At 71.9% G+C, this 15,107-nt stretch carries 11 protein-coding genes; 6 read left to right on the top strand and 5 right to left on the bottom strand.

The window, feature by feature from the left end; genetic code table 11:
• Positions 1-299: 299 nt before the first annotated feature.
• Genes ACWCRB_RS44585 through ACWCRB_RS44570 form a run of 4 tightly spaced genes read right to left on the bottom strand, consistent with a single transcriptional unit; the run spans position 300 to position 4,237 of the window.
• On the bottom strand, positions 300-1,319 hold the full coding sequence (locus tag ACWCRB_RS44585; RefSeq protein ID WP_451001530.1) for a DNA-3-methyladenine glycosylase family protein: 1,020 nt from the start codon (positions 1,317-1,319) through the stop codon (positions 300-302).
• A 59-nt stretch (positions 1,320-1,378) separates the two neighbouring features.
• On the bottom strand, positions 1,379-2,752 hold the full coding sequence (locus ACWCRB_RS44580; RefSeq protein ID WP_451001529.1) for a coenzyme F420-0:L-glutamate ligase: 1,374 nt from the start codon (positions 2,750-2,752) through the stop codon (positions 1,379-1,381).
• Positions 2,749-3,708, bottom strand: a complete 960-nt coding sequence (gene cofD / locus ACWCRB_RS44575; RefSeq protein ID WP_451001528.1) for a 2-phospho-L-lactate transferase — start codon at positions 3,706-3,708, stop codon at positions 2,749-2,751. The genes ACWCRB_RS44580 and cofD overlap by 4 nt, the downstream gene beginning before the upstream one ends.
• A gap of 34 nt (positions 3,709-3,742) precedes the next feature.
• Positions 3,743-4,237, bottom strand: a complete 495-nt coding sequence (locus ACWCRB_RS44570; RefSeq protein WP_451001527.1) for a cysteine dioxygenase — start codon at positions 4,235-4,237, stop codon at positions 3,743-3,745.
• A 685-nt stretch (positions 4,238-4,922) separates the two neighbouring features.
• Between ACWCRB_RS44570 and ACWCRB_RS44565 the strand changes: the two genes are divergently transcribed.
• The 3 genes from ACWCRB_RS44565 to ACWCRB_RS44555 all read left to right on the top strand — a co-directional run bounded on the left by ACWCRB_RS44565 (position 4,923) and on the right by ACWCRB_RS44555 (position 10,563).
• Positions 4,923-5,186, top strand: a complete 264-nt coding sequence (locus tag ACWCRB_RS44565) for a WhiB family transcriptional regulator (protein ID WP_010034659.1) — start codon at positions 4,923-4,925, stop codon at positions 5,184-5,186.
• 209 nt (positions 5,187-5,395) lie between these two features.
• Entirely contained in the window at positions 5,396-9,079 is a 3,684-nt protein-coding gene (locus ACWCRB_RS44560) for a glycosyltransferase (RefSeq protein WP_451001526.1), read from the top strand.
• Entirely contained in the window at positions 9,076-10,563 is a 1,488-nt protein-coding gene (locus ACWCRB_RS44555; RefSeq protein WP_451001525.1) for a DUF5719 family protein, read from the top strand. The genes ACWCRB_RS44560 and ACWCRB_RS44555 overlap by 4 nt, the downstream gene beginning before the upstream one ends.
• A 21-nt stretch (positions 10,564-10,584) precedes the next feature.
• On the opposite strand, the gene ACWCRB_RS44550 is transcribed toward ACWCRB_RS44555, so the two are convergent.
• The gene (locus ACWCRB_RS44550; protein WP_451001531.1) at positions 10,585-11,034 is read right to left on the bottom strand and encodes a metallopeptidase family protein; all 450 of its coding nucleotides are present in this window, start codon (positions 11,032-11,034) and stop codon (positions 10,585-10,587) included.
• A gap of 281 nt (positions 11,035-11,315) precedes the next feature.
• On the opposite strand from ACWCRB_RS44550, the gene ACWCRB_RS44545 reads away from it, so the two are divergent.
• From ACWCRB_RS44545 to ACWCRB_RS44535, 3 genes are all read left to right on the top strand, one after another.
• Positions 11,316-11,738 carry a DUF3499 domain-containing protein gene (locus tag ACWCRB_RS44545; protein ID WP_235478208.1) on the top strand — a complete coding sequence of 141 codons (423 nt, stop codon included), beginning with the start codon at positions 11,316-11,318 and terminating at the stop codon, positions 11,736-11,738.
• A gap of 169 nt (positions 11,739-11,907) precedes the next feature.
• The gene (locus tag ACWCRB_RS44540; protein WP_451001524.1) at positions 11,908-13,524 is read left to right on the top strand and encodes an L-lactate permease; all 1,617 of its coding nucleotides are present in this window, start codon (positions 11,908-11,910) and stop codon (positions 13,522-13,524) included.
• A 107-nt stretch (positions 13,525-13,631) separates the two neighbouring features.
• Positions 13,632-15,026 (top strand): phosphomannomutase/phosphoglucomutase, encoded by a 1,395-nt coding sequence (locus tag ACWCRB_RS44535; protein ID WP_451001523.1) that lies wholly within the window; start codon positions 13,632-13,634, stop codon positions 15,024-15,026.
• Positions 15,027-15,107 lie beyond the last annotated feature (81 nt).

The following is a 15,107-nucleotide window of genomic DNA, read 5'->3' as shown; positions in this document are numbered from 1 at the left end:
GCCCGCGAGGACGACGGCGGTGGTGCGGGGCTTGGCATTGTGCTGGGACACGGGCGACCTACCTCAGGCAGCAGAGAGCCCTCAAACGCCGGACGGGCTGGGTGGGGGTGCGGGCCGGCGCTGAGAAAGCGAGCCCGGCCGTCACAACTCGGCCCGTCCGGCGTTTCAGGGCGAGCGCGTCGGCCTCTGCCTTCCCCTCCAGCCCGTCCGGTGTTTGAGGACGAGGCCGTTCAGGCCGAAAGGGGGGTCTGGGGGCACAGCCCCCAGGGATGGGACGGGTAGGGGCGGCGGGGGCGAGATCAAAGCCGCCCAATATCCCCCTTGCGCATCCGCGGCCCCCGCCGCCCCGGCACCCGCCCACTCAACAGAATCAACCGAGCCGCCCGATGCCGCTGCCCCGCATACGGCTCCAGCAACGACAACATCACGTCATCATCCGCATCCCGATCCCCCGCCAACGCAAACCCCACAATCCCCGGCAGATGCAGATCCCCCACAGTCACCGCATCCGCCGCCCCATGACTCCGCTGCACAACCTCCGCAGACGTCCAGGGCCCCACCCCCGGAACCACCTCCAGCCGAGCCCGAGCCCGCTCCGGATCCAGCCCCACAGCCTCCTCCAGCCGCCCCGCGACCCGAACCGCCCGCAGAATCGTCGAGGCCCGCTTGTTGTCGACCCCGGCCCGATGCCACTCCCAGGACGGAATCAGAGCCCAGTCCCGAGCAGCGGGCACAACGAACAACCCTTGGGGCAGGCTTTCGGGCCCAGGCGCAGGCTCCCCGAACTTCCGCACGAGCAACCGCCAAGCCCGATAAGCCTCATCGGTGGTCACCTTCTGCTCCAGCACGGACGGAATCAGCGACTCCATGACCAGCCCGGTGCGAGTCAGCCGCAACCCCGGCCGCCGATGACGGGTGAGCGCGACCACCCGGTGCCGAGGCTCGAACGCCTCGGGATCGTCGTCCGCCCCCAGCAACCCGGGCAAGTGCTCCAGCAGCCACCCGGCCCCGGGCCCCCACGCCTCCCCCCGGACCACCCCGTCCCGCAGCGCGACCCGCAGGGTCCCGGGCCCGTCAGGCGTACGACTGGCCCGCCACACGGACCCGTCCGACGAGGCCCGAAACGTCGGATCCCCCGGCCCCCGCCGCAACGGCCCGAGAACGAGCCCGAGATCGAGCGGCACACCAGGCACCCAGGTCCGGGTCATCCCAGGAGCACCACCCTGCCGAGGCACCCCACCAGGCACCACGACATGCCCACCCCGCACAGTCGTACGAGTGGGCCGCGAAGGCTGCTGAGGAGCGAACCGTCCTGCCACGAAAACCGTTCCTAACCGGAGGAATCGAACCCCACAAGCTCACCGCACCTCGGTCGACCTCACCGCACCTCGATGAACGCCCCCGCATCCCGATCCACCCGAGCCCGCGGAGCCTCCGCCGGATGCCCGACCGCGATCGCCCCCATCGGATCCCACCCGGCCTCCAGCCCCAGCACCTCCCGCACGACATCCCGGCAGAACATCGTCGACGACACCCACGCCGACCCGAGCCGCTCCCCGGCGAGCGCGACAAGGAAGTTCTGCACCCCGGCCCCGGTCGCGACCACGAACATCTCCCGCTCGGCCCCGTCCCGCCGAGCGTCCCCGTACGTGTGCGACCCGTCCATCACCAGACACGGCACCACGAGATACGGCGCCCCCCGCAGCACCTCACCCCTCCGCACCCGCTTCGCGATGGACTCCTCGCTCTTCCCGTCCCGCCGCAGATCCGCGATCCAGGCGTCCCGCATGGCGTCGAGCAGCTCGGTCCGCGACCGCTGCGACTCCAGCAGTACGAAGCGCCAGGGCGTCGTGTGATGAGGAGCGGGCGCGGTGACAGCGGCGGCGACCGCCCGCCGTACCGCACCGGGGTCGACGGGCTCGTCCGTGAACGCCCGCACCGTACGCCGCTGGGTCACCGCCTCCCGTACGGCCTCCGACGTACCGAGCCGGAACATGTCGTCGCGTGCGTCGCGCACGAGAGCCCGCGCCCCCACATCCTCACCGCTGTCGGCCACGACATGCGGCAGCCCCCGCACGACCGCGACGGGCAGCCCGGAGGCCTTGCCCTTGACCAGGTCCCCGGCGGCGGCCAGTTCATCGGCCGTCGCCACGACGGTCGCGGACAGCGGATTGCCGTACGCGTCCGTGCCCCCGCGCAGATCGTCGAGCACCTGTACGCCCGCGGCGCCGATCGCCACGTCGGTGAGCCCCGCGCGCCAGGGTCGCCCGAAGGTGTCGGTCACGACGACCCCGATGTTGACGCCCAGGGCGTCCCTCAGCCCGTCCCGGATCGCCCGCGCGGACGCGTCGGGATCCTCGGGCAGCAGCAGGACCGTCCCGGACGGTGTGTTGGAGGCATCGACGCCGGCCGCGGCCATCACCAGCCCCTGCCGGTTCTCCACGATCCGCAACGGCCCACGCCGGGCGACGACCCGTACGGTCTCGGCGTCGATCGCGGCCTCCCGGTCCGCCGCCTGTACGACCCGCCCCTCGGCCTTGGACACGATCTTCGAGGTGACGAGCAGTACGTCCCCGTCGAGCAGCCCGGGCCCGGCAGCGGCGGCGATCAGCTTCGCGAGATCGTCCCCGGGCTGAACCTCGGGCAGCCCACCCACGGCCCACACCCGATACCCGCCATCGGCACCGCCACCGTCACCGAGAGTGCCGCCGTCACCGACCGCGCCACCGTCACCGAAAACCTCACCGCTCACGCGCCCCGCACCTCCTCCGCCAGCGCGAGCGCCTCGCGCGCCATCTGCGCCGACGCCTCCACGTCCGTCATCATCAGCGGCACGGCACGGCAGCGGATGCCCGCCGTCTCCACCCGCTCCACCGCACCCGCGTCGACCGTGTCGACGAGCCAGCCGTCCAGCAGCCCCGAGCCGTAGTGCTCGGCGACCGCCGCGGCCGTGGCCTCCACGCCGACCGCCGCGAGCACCTTGTCGGCCATCCCGCGCACGGGCGCGTCCCCGACGATGGGGGAGAGGCCCACCACGGGCACCCCGGCCTCGGCGATCGCCTCGCGGATCCCGGGCACGGCCAGGATCGTGCCGACGGACACGACCGGGTTGGACGGCGGGAAGAGGATCACGTCGGCCTCGGCGATCGCCTCCAGGACCCCCGGCGCCGGCTTCGCCTGCTCCGCGCCGACCGGCACGATCGCCTCGGCCGGCACGGACGCCCGCAGCCGCACCCAGTACTCCTGGAAGTGGACCGCCTTGCGCTCGCCGTCCACCTCGACGGCGACATGGGTCTCCACGCGGTCGTCGGACATCGGGATGAGCCGCACCCCGGGCTTCCACCGGTCGCACAGTGCCTCGGTGACGGCGCTCAGCGGATAACCCGCGCCGAGCATCTGCGTCCGCACGATGTGCGTGGCGAAGTCCCGGTCGCCGAGGCCGAACCACTCCGGCCCGACACCGTACGCTGCCAGCTCCTCCTTCACGTGGAAGGTCTCGTCGGTCCGCCCCCAGCCCTGCTCCTCGTTGATGCCGCCGCCGAGGGTGTACATCACCGTGTCGAGGTCGGGGCAGACCTTCAGCCCGAAGAGGTGAATGTCGTCGCCGGTGTTGCCGATGACGGTGATGTCCGCGTCCGGCACGGCCCGCTGAAGACCGCGCAGGAACCGGGCACCACCGATGCCGCCTGCCAGAACCACAATGCGCATGCGGACAAGTCTGGCAGGCGGGTACGACAACGCGTCAGCCGGTCACCGCGGCCGACGGCGCGCAGCGCGCCGCGTGCATCGGCATCTCCGTCAGGCCCGGGTAGTAGACGTGCAGGCTCACGGCCGGTTCGAGCGCGTCGTTGACCACCTCGTGGACGTACCCCGGAGCGAACACCCGCTGTGAACCCGCCCGCAACGCGCGCGTGCCGCGCTCCGTCCGCTCCGTCAGCTGACCGTCCAGGACCGTCAGGACGCCCGACGAGCCGCCGTGGTCGTGCAGTCCGCTGCCCTGGCCCGGGACCCAGGACAGCAGCCACACCTCGTAGCCGGGGCCGGTGCGCAGCCGGTGGTACCAGCGCGAGGTCGCGTCGTACTGGACGAGGTGCGCCCACTGGGAGCGGTCCTCGGCGATCGTGCGGGCCAGGCCGACGAAGTCGGCGACGGTGGCCGGGTGCTCGCGCGGGGCCTGGAGGAGGTGCGGTACTTCGAGGATGTCGCCGGCGATCTGGAGGTCGCTGTCGCTGTTCATGGAGTGCGGAGGTCCTCGGCGGGAGAAGTGTGGGGGCTGGCTGGGTGTCGCGTACCGTCTGCCCGGGTCGCGAGCGGGAAGGCCGGGAAAAACAGAGCCCTGATGTGGGCTTCGGGGGGAACAGCAGCCGAGTCGCGGTGGACTCAAAGGCAGCCGGAGCGCGTTGGGCTCAACAGCTGGAACAGCAACAACAGCTACAGCGAGCAGGGGCAGCACCGAGGGACCGCACGGGGCGGGTCGAGGTGAGTGCCAAGTTCGCGAGCATGCCCACAAGAACACCGGTTCACACCTTCACTGTCAACTCGACGCCCGGTATGTGGGACATGTTTCACCTCATCCGGTTCATCTCTCAGGTGAAAGGTTTGTGTGTGCGTCTTCGGGGACACATGGCGCACAACCAGGCGCACCGACCTCGGAACGAGATCGAACTTCTGGGCGTCCTCTCCCGTACAGGCTCTGTGTGCGGGGGCGGTCGTCCTCCTGGGGCCTCCTCTGCCTGTCAAGGTTTATGCCGATTTGAACACTTTCCGCATGGCCTTGGTTCCGCAGAGTGAATAAGGGGCCCAATAGCAGATCTCGGCTTGACTCGCCCGGAGCAGCACACTTGTAATTTCACTCGTGTCGTTCGGCCGATATCGGTTGACGGCAACCTCACGGGGACGCGAAAGACGGACGAGGGGCGCACATGACCGAGACGGTGCAGCAACTGCTGGTCGACGACGCGGACGAGGAACTCGGCTGGCAGGAGCGCGCGCTGTGCGCCCAGACCGACCCCGAGTCCTTCTTTCCCGAGAAGGGCGGCTCGACCCGCGAGGCCAAGAAGGTCTGCCTCGCCTGCGAGGTCCGCTCCGAGTGCCTCGAGTACGCCCTCGCGAACGACGAACGCTTCGGCATCTGGGGCGGCCTTTCCGAGCGCGAACGCCGCCGGCTGAAGAAGGCCGCCGTCTGAGGCGTACGGCACCGGGCTCCACGTAAACCGGCACAACGCAACGCAAACGCAGGACAACGCAGCGAACGGCCCGTCGCGGGTGGGTTATCCACAGGCGGCGGGCCGCTGCTCTGCCCAGCCGCTAGTGTGGCTGCTCGTCCGAGACGCCCCGCCGCTCACAGAGGGCTCAGGCGTCCACCACAGTCCACCGAACCGGGGCCCGTACCTCGATGTCCGCGCACAGCCACACGGCAGCCGACTACGGCACTGCCACCACGCCCGAGTTCCCGCGTCACGTGGTGACCGCGGTGCTGGTCTCCCACGACGGCGCCCGCTGGCTGCCCGACGCGCTCGCCGGGCTGCTCGGCCAGGAGCGCCCGGTGCAGAACGTCATGGCCGCCGACACCGGCAGCGCGGACGACTCCGCCCAGCTGGTCACCGACGCCCTCGGCGCCGACCGCGTCCTGCACCTCGCCCGCCGCACCGGCTTCGGCCAGGCCGTCGAGGAGGCCAACCGCACCGCGCCCGTCCTCACCCCGGACGAGCTGACGTACCTGAAGCGCCCCAGCGGCTGGGACCCCGTCACCCGCAGCTGGCGCGACGACGCGTACGACATGCCGGAGCTGCCCCACGGGGAGCCGGTCCAATGGCTCTGGCTGCTGCACGACGACTGCGCCCCCGACCCGGATGCCCTGGCCCAGATGCTGCGCGTCGTCGAGACCGAGCACGAACTGGGCCGAGGGGACGACATCGCGGTCGTCGGCCCCAAGCTCCGCGGCTGGTACGACCGCCGGCAGCTCCTCGAAGTCGGCGTCACCATCGCCAACTCCGGCCGCCGCTGGACCGGCCTGGACCGCCGCGAGCAGGACCAGGGCCAGCACGACCACGTCCGCCCGGTGCTGTCCGTGTCCACCGCGGGCATGCTCGTACGCCGCGACGTCTTCGAGGAACTCGGCGGCTTCGACCGTCGGCTGCCCCTGATGCGCGACGACGTCGACCTGTGCTGGCGCGCCACCGCCGCCGGCCACCGCGTTCTCGTCGCCCCCGATGCTGTCGTACGGCACGCCGAGGCGTCCTCCCGAGAGCGCCGCACCGTCGACTGCGTGGGCCGCACCTCCGCGTCCCCGCACAAGGTCGACAAGGCCGGCGCCGTCTACACCCTGCTCGTCAACAGCCGTACCGCGCAGCTGCCCTGGGTGCTGCTGCGTGTGATCCTCGGCACCCTGCTGCGCACGGTGGCGTATCTGGTCGGCAAGGCCCCCGGACAGGCCGTCGACGAGATCCGCGGCCTCCTGGGCACCCTCCTGCGGCCCGAGCGGATCATCGCCGGGCGCCGCAACAGAGGCGCCCCCCAGATCGACAAGGGCGAGCTGCGTGCCCTGTTCCCGCCGCCCGGCGCGACCGTGCGGGCCACCATCGAACAGGCCGCCGGCGAACTCGTCGGCCGCTCCGACCCCGAGGTCACCTCCGGGGCCGGCCGGCACGGCGGCGCCGTCGAGTCCGGGCCCGGCGGCGACGACGCCGACTTCCTGGAGGTCGAGCAGTTCGTCCGGCTCAAGCGGATCGCCCGCAAGCCCGGCCCGGTGCTCTTCCTCGTCCTCCTGTTCGTCTCGCTCGTCGCCTGCCGTGAACTGCTCGGCGGCGGCGCCCTCGCGGGCGGCGCGCTGCTGCCCGCCCCGGCCGACTCCGCCGAACTCTGGGCGCGCTATCTGGACGCCTGGCATCCGGTGGGCGTGGGCGACACCTCGTCGGCGCCGCCCTATCTGGCGCTCGTCGCGATGCTCGCCTCCACCCTGTTCGGCTCGACGGGCCTCGCGGTCACCGTCCTGCTGGTCGCCTCGGTGCCGCTGGCCGGCTTCACCGCGTACTTCGCCTCCCGCCCGCTCGTCGAATCACGCCTCCTGCGCGCGTGGGCGGCCGTCGTCTACGCCTTCCTGCCCGCCGCCACCGGCGCCCTCGCGGGCGGCCGGATCGGCACCGCCGTACTCGCCGTCCTCCTCCCGCTGATGGCCCGCGCGGGCATCGCGGCAAGCGGTCTGGCGCACGCCTCGGGAGCGCGCGGCAGTTGGCGCGCCACCTGGGCGTACACGCTGCTGCTGACGATCACCACCGCCTTCACGCCGATCGTGTGGCCCATCGCCCTGCTGCTCGGCGTCGCGCTCCTCGTCGTACGACGAGGCGAGATCACCGCCTACGGCCTCCGCTTCCTGGCCCAGCTCGGGGTACCGCTGCTGGTCCTCGCGCCCTGGTCGCTGTCCCTGCTCCCGTTCGGCTTCTTCCAGGAAGCAGGTCTGGAGTACGGCTCCGGCACCGCCGGCGCCCTCGACCTCCTCAGCGCCAGCCCGGGCGGCCCCGGCACGGTCAGCGGCCTGATGCTCATCGGCGTGGTACTGGCGGCGCTGGCCGCCCTGCTGCGCACCGAGCGCCAGTTCGGCATCTGGACCGCCTGGGCGGTCGCCCTGGTGGCGCTCGTCTTCGCGGTCCTGTCGAACAGCTCGGCGTGGGCCGGACCCGCCACCCTCGTCTACGGCCTCGCCCTGCTGGCCGCCGCCACGCTCGGCGCCGACGGGGCACGCTCGCGCGTGGCCGAGCAGAGCTTCGGCTGGCGCCAGCCGGTCGCCGCCCTGATCGCCTTCGCCGCCGCCGCGGGCCCGCTGCTCCTCGCCGCCGGCTGGATGATCCGTGGCGCCGACGGCCCCCTGGAACGACGCGACCCGGTCCAGGTGCCCGCGTTCGTCGCCGAGGAGAGCGGCACCCGCGACCAGGCCCGCACACTGGTCCTGGCCAGCGACTCCACGGCCCGCGTCGGCTACACCCTCGTCCGTGGCTCCGGCGCCCGCCTCGGCGACGGCGAACTCGCCGCCGAGAGCGGTGAGAACGCGCGCCTCGACAAGGTCGTCGCCAACCTCGTCGCGGGCTCCGGCGCCGACCAGGCCGACGAACTCGGCGGCTTCGCCGTGCGCTATGTCCTGGTCCACCGGGGCACGCCCCGCCAGGTCACCCGCGTCCTGGACGCCACACCAGGCCTGAGCAGGCTCAGCCAGCAGGAGAGCGGCGCGCTGTGGCGCGTCGACCAGGAGGTCTCGCGCGCCGCCATCGTCCCGGCGTCCGGCTCCGGCTCCGGTGAGGCGCAGCCCGTCGCCGCAGGCCCCGTCGAGATCCACACCACGATCCCGGCCGGCTCCGGCTCCGGCAGCCGCGTCCTGCGCCTCGCCGACTCCGTCGACGAGGCCTGGACGGCCACCCTGGACGGCAAGCCCCTCACCCCCACCACCGTCGACGGCTGGGCCCAGGGCTTCGAGCTTCCCTCCTCCGGAGGGAAGCTGGACGTCGTCTTCGACACCCCGATCGGCCACACCGCCTGGCTGTGGACACAGGGTTCGCTCGCCGTCGTCCTCGTCGTCATGGCCCTGCCGGGTCGGCGCCGGGACGTCGACGACGACCTTCCCGAGGAAGAGCGCGAGATCCCGGCCCAGACCGCCACCGGCGAGGGCCGCCGAGCCCGCCGCCTGCGCGCCCAGGCGGAGGCGGAGGCGGAGGCCGAACAGGCCGACGAACAGGCCGAGTTCCCGGCGGACATCCCGCCTCCCGCGGAGGAGGTCCCGGCCGCGATCCCGCAGCAGCAGCCGTACGGCGACGAATGGAACACCGCGGCCTACGCGGGCACCCAGTACGACGGCTACAACGCCGACCAGTACCAGAACGCCCAGCAGTACCCGCCGGGCACCTACGACCCGGCGTACCAGGGCGATCCGTACCAGAACGGCCAGTACGACCCGTACGCGTACGGCGCCTCGCCCCAGACGACGGCCTACGACCAGACGTACACCCAGGGCTACGACCCCGCGTACGACCCGGCGCAGCCACACCAGCCCCACCCGCAGGGTGAGCGCCCCGACGGGAGCCAGCAGTGAACCGCACCACCATCTCCCTGATCGCCGGCACGACCGCGCTCGCCGCCGTCACCGGGTTCGCCTCGCTCAGCACACCGGACGCGGCCGACGCGGGCACGGCCAAGGCGGCCGCCCAGCTGCCCGTGGAGCGCACGAGCCTGCTCTGCCCGGCTCCCAGCACCTCCGACCTCGCGGACACGACGTACACGTCCTTCACGCCCGTCACAGAGGGCACCGGGAGCGACGGCAAGGCCGAACTGGCCGCCGCCACCGTCGAGTCGGCCGCAGGCGCGAAGGGCAAGCCGAAAGCCGTCAAGCCCGTCCTCACCCCCAAGGAGCCCGGCAAGCCGGTCACCGGGGACACCTCGGGCGGTGACACGCCCGCGCTCGTCGGCACCGCCGAAGGCAGGTTCGCGCCGGGCTGGGCCGTGCAGGAGACCACCGAGGTCGCCGCGGGCACCGGACGCGGCCTGCTGGGCATCAACTGCACCGTCCCGGACACCGAGTTCTGGTTCCCGGGCGCCAGCACCGCCGCCGGCCGCACGGACTACGTGCACCTGACCAACCCGGACGACTCCGCGGCGGTCGTCGACATCGAGCTGTACGGCAAGGACGGCAGCCTCAAGTCGGACGTCGGCGAGGGCATCACGGTCCCGCCGAACGGCAGCGAGCCGATCCTGCTGTCCACGCTCGCCGACGCACCGCAGACCGACCTCACCGTGCACGTGAGCGTGCGCAGCGGCCGGGTCGGCGCGGCCGTCCAGGCCCTGGACGCCAAGTCCGGCGGCGACTGGCTGACCGCGTCCGCCGAACCGGCGGGCAGCCTGGTCCTGCCGGGCATCCCCAAGGACGCCACCTCGGTACGCCTGATCGCCTTCACGCCCAGCGAGAGCGACGCCGACCTGAAGGTGCGCCTCGCCTCCCCGAACGGTTTGATCACCCCGGCCGGGAACGAGACGCTGCACATCAAGGCGGGCATGACCGCCGCCGTCGACCTCGGCGACGTCACGCGCGGGGAGGCGGGCTCCTTGGTGCTCACCCCGACCGACAGGTCGGTGCCGTTCGTCGCCGCCCTGAAGGTCGTACGCGGCAAGGGCGCCAACCAGGAGACCGCGTTCATCCCGGCCACGGGCCCGGTCTCCGCGCGCGCGACGGCCGCCGCCAACACCGCCAAGGGCACCACGCTCTCCCTGACGGCTCCGGGCAGCGCCGCCCAGGTCAAGGTCACGGCGTCCGCGGGCACCGAGGGCGGTACGGCGGCGACGAAGACGTACACGATCAAGGGCGGCACCACCCAGGACGTCGAACTGCCCGTCCCGGCAGGCCTGAAGGGCACGTACGCGCTGACGGTCGAGCGGGTCTCCGGGGGAGCCGTCTACGCCTCCAGGACTCTCGTGGCCCCGGCGGACGGTGTCCCGGCGTTCACGGTCCAGACGCTCCCGGACGACCGGGGGACGGTGGCGGTGCCGGACGCGGAGCAGGATCTGTCGGTCCTGCAGAAGTGAGCGTCCGGCGGCGGCAGGGTGTCAGTCCTCGCCGTACCGGGGGTCCACGGTGTCCGGGGTGAGCCCCAGCAGCTCGGCGACCTGCTCGACGACGACCTCGTGGACCAGGGCCGCGCGTTCGTCGCGGCCCTTGGTGCGGATCTCGACCGGGCGGCGATAGACCACCACGCGCGCGGGGTGACCCTCGCGAGCGGGAATCGTGCCCCCCAAGGGGACCGTCTCGTCGGCCCAGGCCTCGGGCGGACCTTCGAGCCTCGGCACTTCGAGGACGACGAAGTCGATGTCCGAGAGCTGCGGCCAGCGCCGCTCCAGCCGCTCCACGGAGTCCTGCACCAGATCCGCGAACGCCTCGGCGCGGCTCGCGGAGAGCGGAACCTGCGGCGGCGCCACGGGGCCGCGCATGCCACGGCCGTGGCGATCACGGCGGCGGGGGCCGGGGCCTGCGGCGCGGGGCGGTACGGGGTTGTCCATCACTGACGAAGAGTAGTCCCCGCGACCCCCGCACGGTTGCCGGGCACGCTGCGCCCGCCTGTGTCACAGAATGATCATTCCGGCCAAGGTTGGGCTTGATTTCGTACCCCTCTTCGATCGTCCGGAGCGTCGACCTCATGGCAATTGACATGGTTTGCGGCAAGTAGTGATCGGGGTCGGGGTTGTTCGGTATCTCGTGACCCGATGTCGTCCCAGGTCAACGAGTTGTCCAAGAAGACCCGTGTGGGCGGTTTCACAGCACGACACGGGGGAGTGACCTGGTGGGGAGTCGTCGCGGCCCGCTCAAGAGTGCGGTACCGTCCAACGTCGTGAGCCCTGTACGTCGCTGTTCGCGCACCGCTTGCGGCCGTCCCGCCGTCGCGACGCTGACGTACGTCTACGCCGACTCGACCGCGGTCCTCGGCCCCCTCGCGACCTACGCCGAACCCCACTGCTACGACCTCTGTGCCGAGCACTCCGAGCGCCTCACCGCGCCGCGCGGCTGGGAGGTCGTCCGGCTCCTCGACTCCTCCGCTCCCGCGCGTCCCAGCGGCGACGACCTGGAGGCGCTCGCCAACGCGGTCCGTGAGGCGGCCCGTCCGCAGGACCGGGCGGCCGGGGCCGGCGGCGCACGCACGGCGGACCCGCGCGAGGTCGCACCACGTCGCGGGCACCTGAGGGTGCTGCGCTCCCCGGACAACTGAGCGCGGGCACAAGGCTCTTCAGGGCGCGACGCCCTCCGCACTCCCGTGATTTCCGTACGGCGATTTCATTGAGTGACGCACGCGCATTGACGTGAGCTTGTCGCGGACACGACCATTCCGTCACCCGTGAGAAATCGTTTTCCGCATCGCGGAATCCGGGGAGGCGCCCGTGTACGTCCAGGAACTGGAACCCGTCGCCGGCTCGCTCGGCCTGTCCGCTCTCGTCGCGACCCTGCCCCTCGTCATCGTCCTCGTCCTGCTCGGCGGCGTGCGCATGAAGGCACACCGGGCAGGCCTGATCGGCCTCCTGGCCGCCGCTCTGGTCGCCTGCCTCGCCTACGGCATGCCGGTGGACCAGACGCTCTCCAGCGCGGCCCAGGGGGCCGTGTTCGGTCTCTTCCCCATCCTGTGGATCGTCGTCAACGCCCTGTGGGTGTACCGGATGACCGTCCGCACCCGGCACTTCGACATCCTGCGCCGCTCCTTCGGGCGCCTGTCCGACGATCCGCGCATCCAGGCCCTCGTCGTCGCCTTCTGCTTCGGAGCCCTCCTGGAGGCGCTCGCCGGCTTCGGCGCACCCGTCGCGATCTGCTCGGTCATGCTCGTCGCGCTCGGCTTCGACCCGGTGCGCGCGGCGGTCGTCGCGCTCGTCGCCAACACGGCGCCCGTCGCCTTCGGCGCGATGGGCACACCGGTCGTGACACTCGCTCAAGTCACCGGCCTGCCACTGGACTCGGTGGCCTCGGTCGTCGGCCGCCAGACGCCGCTCCTCGCCCTCGTCGTCCCCCTGGTGCTCGTCTGGCTCGTCGACGGCCGACGGGGACTGCGCGAGACCTGGGTGCCCGCCGTGGCCTGCGGATTCGCCTTCGCCGTCGCCCAGTTCGCCGCCTCCAACTACGTCTCCGCACAACTCGCCGACATCGGCGCCGCGTTGGCGGGCGCGGGCGCCCTGATGGCCGTACCGCACGCGCGCAGGCCGGCCGCCGAACCCGTACGCGTCGCCGTGCTCACCGGCGTCCGCAGCGAGGACCTCGACGAGGAGGACCCGCGCCCCGAAGTCCTGCGCGCCTACGCCCCGTACGCCCTGATCGTCGCCATTTTCTCCGTCGCGCAGATCCCCGCGGTCAAGGACTGGCTCGCCGGAGCGACCCAGACGTACGACTGGCCCTTCCTGAACGTCGTGAACCCCGACGGGGAGGCGGTCGGCGGCAACGTCTACACCTGGCCGATCGTCTCGACCGGCGGCACGCTCGTGCTGCTCGCCGGGGTGTGCACGGCGGCCGTGATCGGGGTCCACGCGCGCGTGGCGGTCAAGGAATGGGCGGCGACCGTCTACGAACTGCGGTTCGCGATCCTCACCGTGACGTCCGTCCTGGCCCTCGCCTACGTCATGAACCTCTCCGGACAGGCCGCCACCATCGGCCACTTCGTGGCGGCGGCGGGCGCCGGGCTGGCCTTCCTGTCGCCGGTACTGGGGTGGTTCGGCGTCGCCGTCTCGGGCTCGGACACCTCCGCGAACGCGCTCTTCGGCGCCCTCCAGGTGACGGCGGCACGGGAGTCCGGGCTGTCCCCGGAACTGCTCGCCGCCGCGAACAGCTCGGGCGGTGTCCTGGGGAAGATGATCTCGCCGCAGAACCTGACCATCGCGTGCGCGGCCGTCGGGCTGGCCGGCCGGGAGGGGGACCTGCTGCGGAAGGTACTGCCCTGGAGTCTGGGACTGCTGCTGGTGATGTGCCTGATCGTGGTGGGGCAGAGCACGGTGGTGCTGGGCTGGATGCTGCCGTGAGGACAAGAACGTTGGGGTGGGCGCGTGACCAGGGACTTCCGGTCGGCGGGGTGTCAGTGTGGGCGGGTAGTTTGGGGTGACCGATAGGACGTTCAGGAAGGTTGGCCGTGTCTGCAGATCTGTCGCAGCTCGTGAAGGCGTACGACGTACGTGGTGTGGTCCCGGACCAGTGGGACGAGCCGCTGGCGGAACTGTTCGGCGCTGCCTTCGTCCAGGTGACCGGGGCGGACGCGATCGTGATCGGACACGACATGCGCCCCTCGTCGCCCGGCCTGTCGCGGGCCTTCGCGCGCGGGGCGGCGGCACGCGGTGTCGACGTGACCGAGATCGGCCTGTGCTCCACGGACCAGCTCTACTACGCGTCGGGCGCCTTCGGCCTGCCAGGCGCCATGTTCACCGCCTCGCACAACCCGGCCCAGTACAACGGCATCAAGATGTGCCGGGCGGGCGCGGCACCGGTCGGCCAGGACACGGGCCTGACCGAGATCCGCGAACTGACCGAGACCTGGCTGGACGAGGGCGCACCGGAGCCGGACACAGAGCCCGTGACTCCGGGAACGATCACACAGCGTGACACGTTGGAGGACTACGCGGCGCACCTCCTCTCGCTCGTCGACCTGACCTCCGTCCGCCCCCTGAAGGTCGTCGTCGACGCGGGCAACGGCATGGGCGGCCACACCGTCCCGACGGTCTTCGCCGGCCTGCCCCTGACCGTCGTCCCCATGTACTTCGAGCTGGACGGCACCTTCCCGAACCACGAGGCCAACCCGCTCGACCCGGCCAACATCGTGGACCTCCAGAAGCGGGTCCGCGAGGAGAACGCCGACCTCGGCATCGCCTTCGACGGCGACGCGGACCGCTGTTTCGTCGTCGACGAGAACGGCGACCCGGTCTCTCCGTCGGCGATCACGGCCCTGGTCGCCTCCCGCGAACTGGCCCGCAACGGCGGCTCCGGGACGGTCATCCACAACCTGATCACCTCCTGGTCGGTCCCCGAGGTCGTCCGCGAACAGGGCGGCACACCGGTGCGCACGCGCGTGGGCCACTCCTTCATCAAGGCGGAGATGGCCCGCACGGGCGCGATCTTCGGCGGCGAGCACTCCGCCCACTACTACTTCAAGGACTTCTGGAACGCCGACACCGGCATGCTGGCCGCCCTCCACGTCCTCGCCGCCCTCGGCGGCCAGGACGGCCCCCTGTCGGCCCTGGTCGCCCAGTACGACCGCTACGCGGGCTCCGGCGAGATCAACTCCACGGTGACCGACCAGACGGCCCGCCTGGCCGCGATCAGGACGACGTACGAGGGCCAGGAGGGCGTGACCCTGGACGACCTGGACGGCCTGACGATCACGGCAACGGACTGGTGGTTCAACGTCCGCCCCTCCAACACGGAGCCCCTCCTGCGCCTGAACGCGGAGGCGAGAGACAAGGCAACGATGGAGAAGATCCGGGACGAGGTACTGACGATCATCCGGGGGCATTTCAGCCCGTCCGGCGTTTGAGGACGAGCGCGTTCAGCGCGACAAAGGGGGGTCTGGGGGCGCAGCCCCCAGGGATGGGACGGGTAGGGGCGGCGGGGGCGA

It is taken from the genome of Streptomyces sp. NPDC002156 (assembly GCF_053593675.1).
Note: the sequence above shows the minus strand (reverse complement) of the source record. Positions and strands in the feature narration are given on the sequence as shown.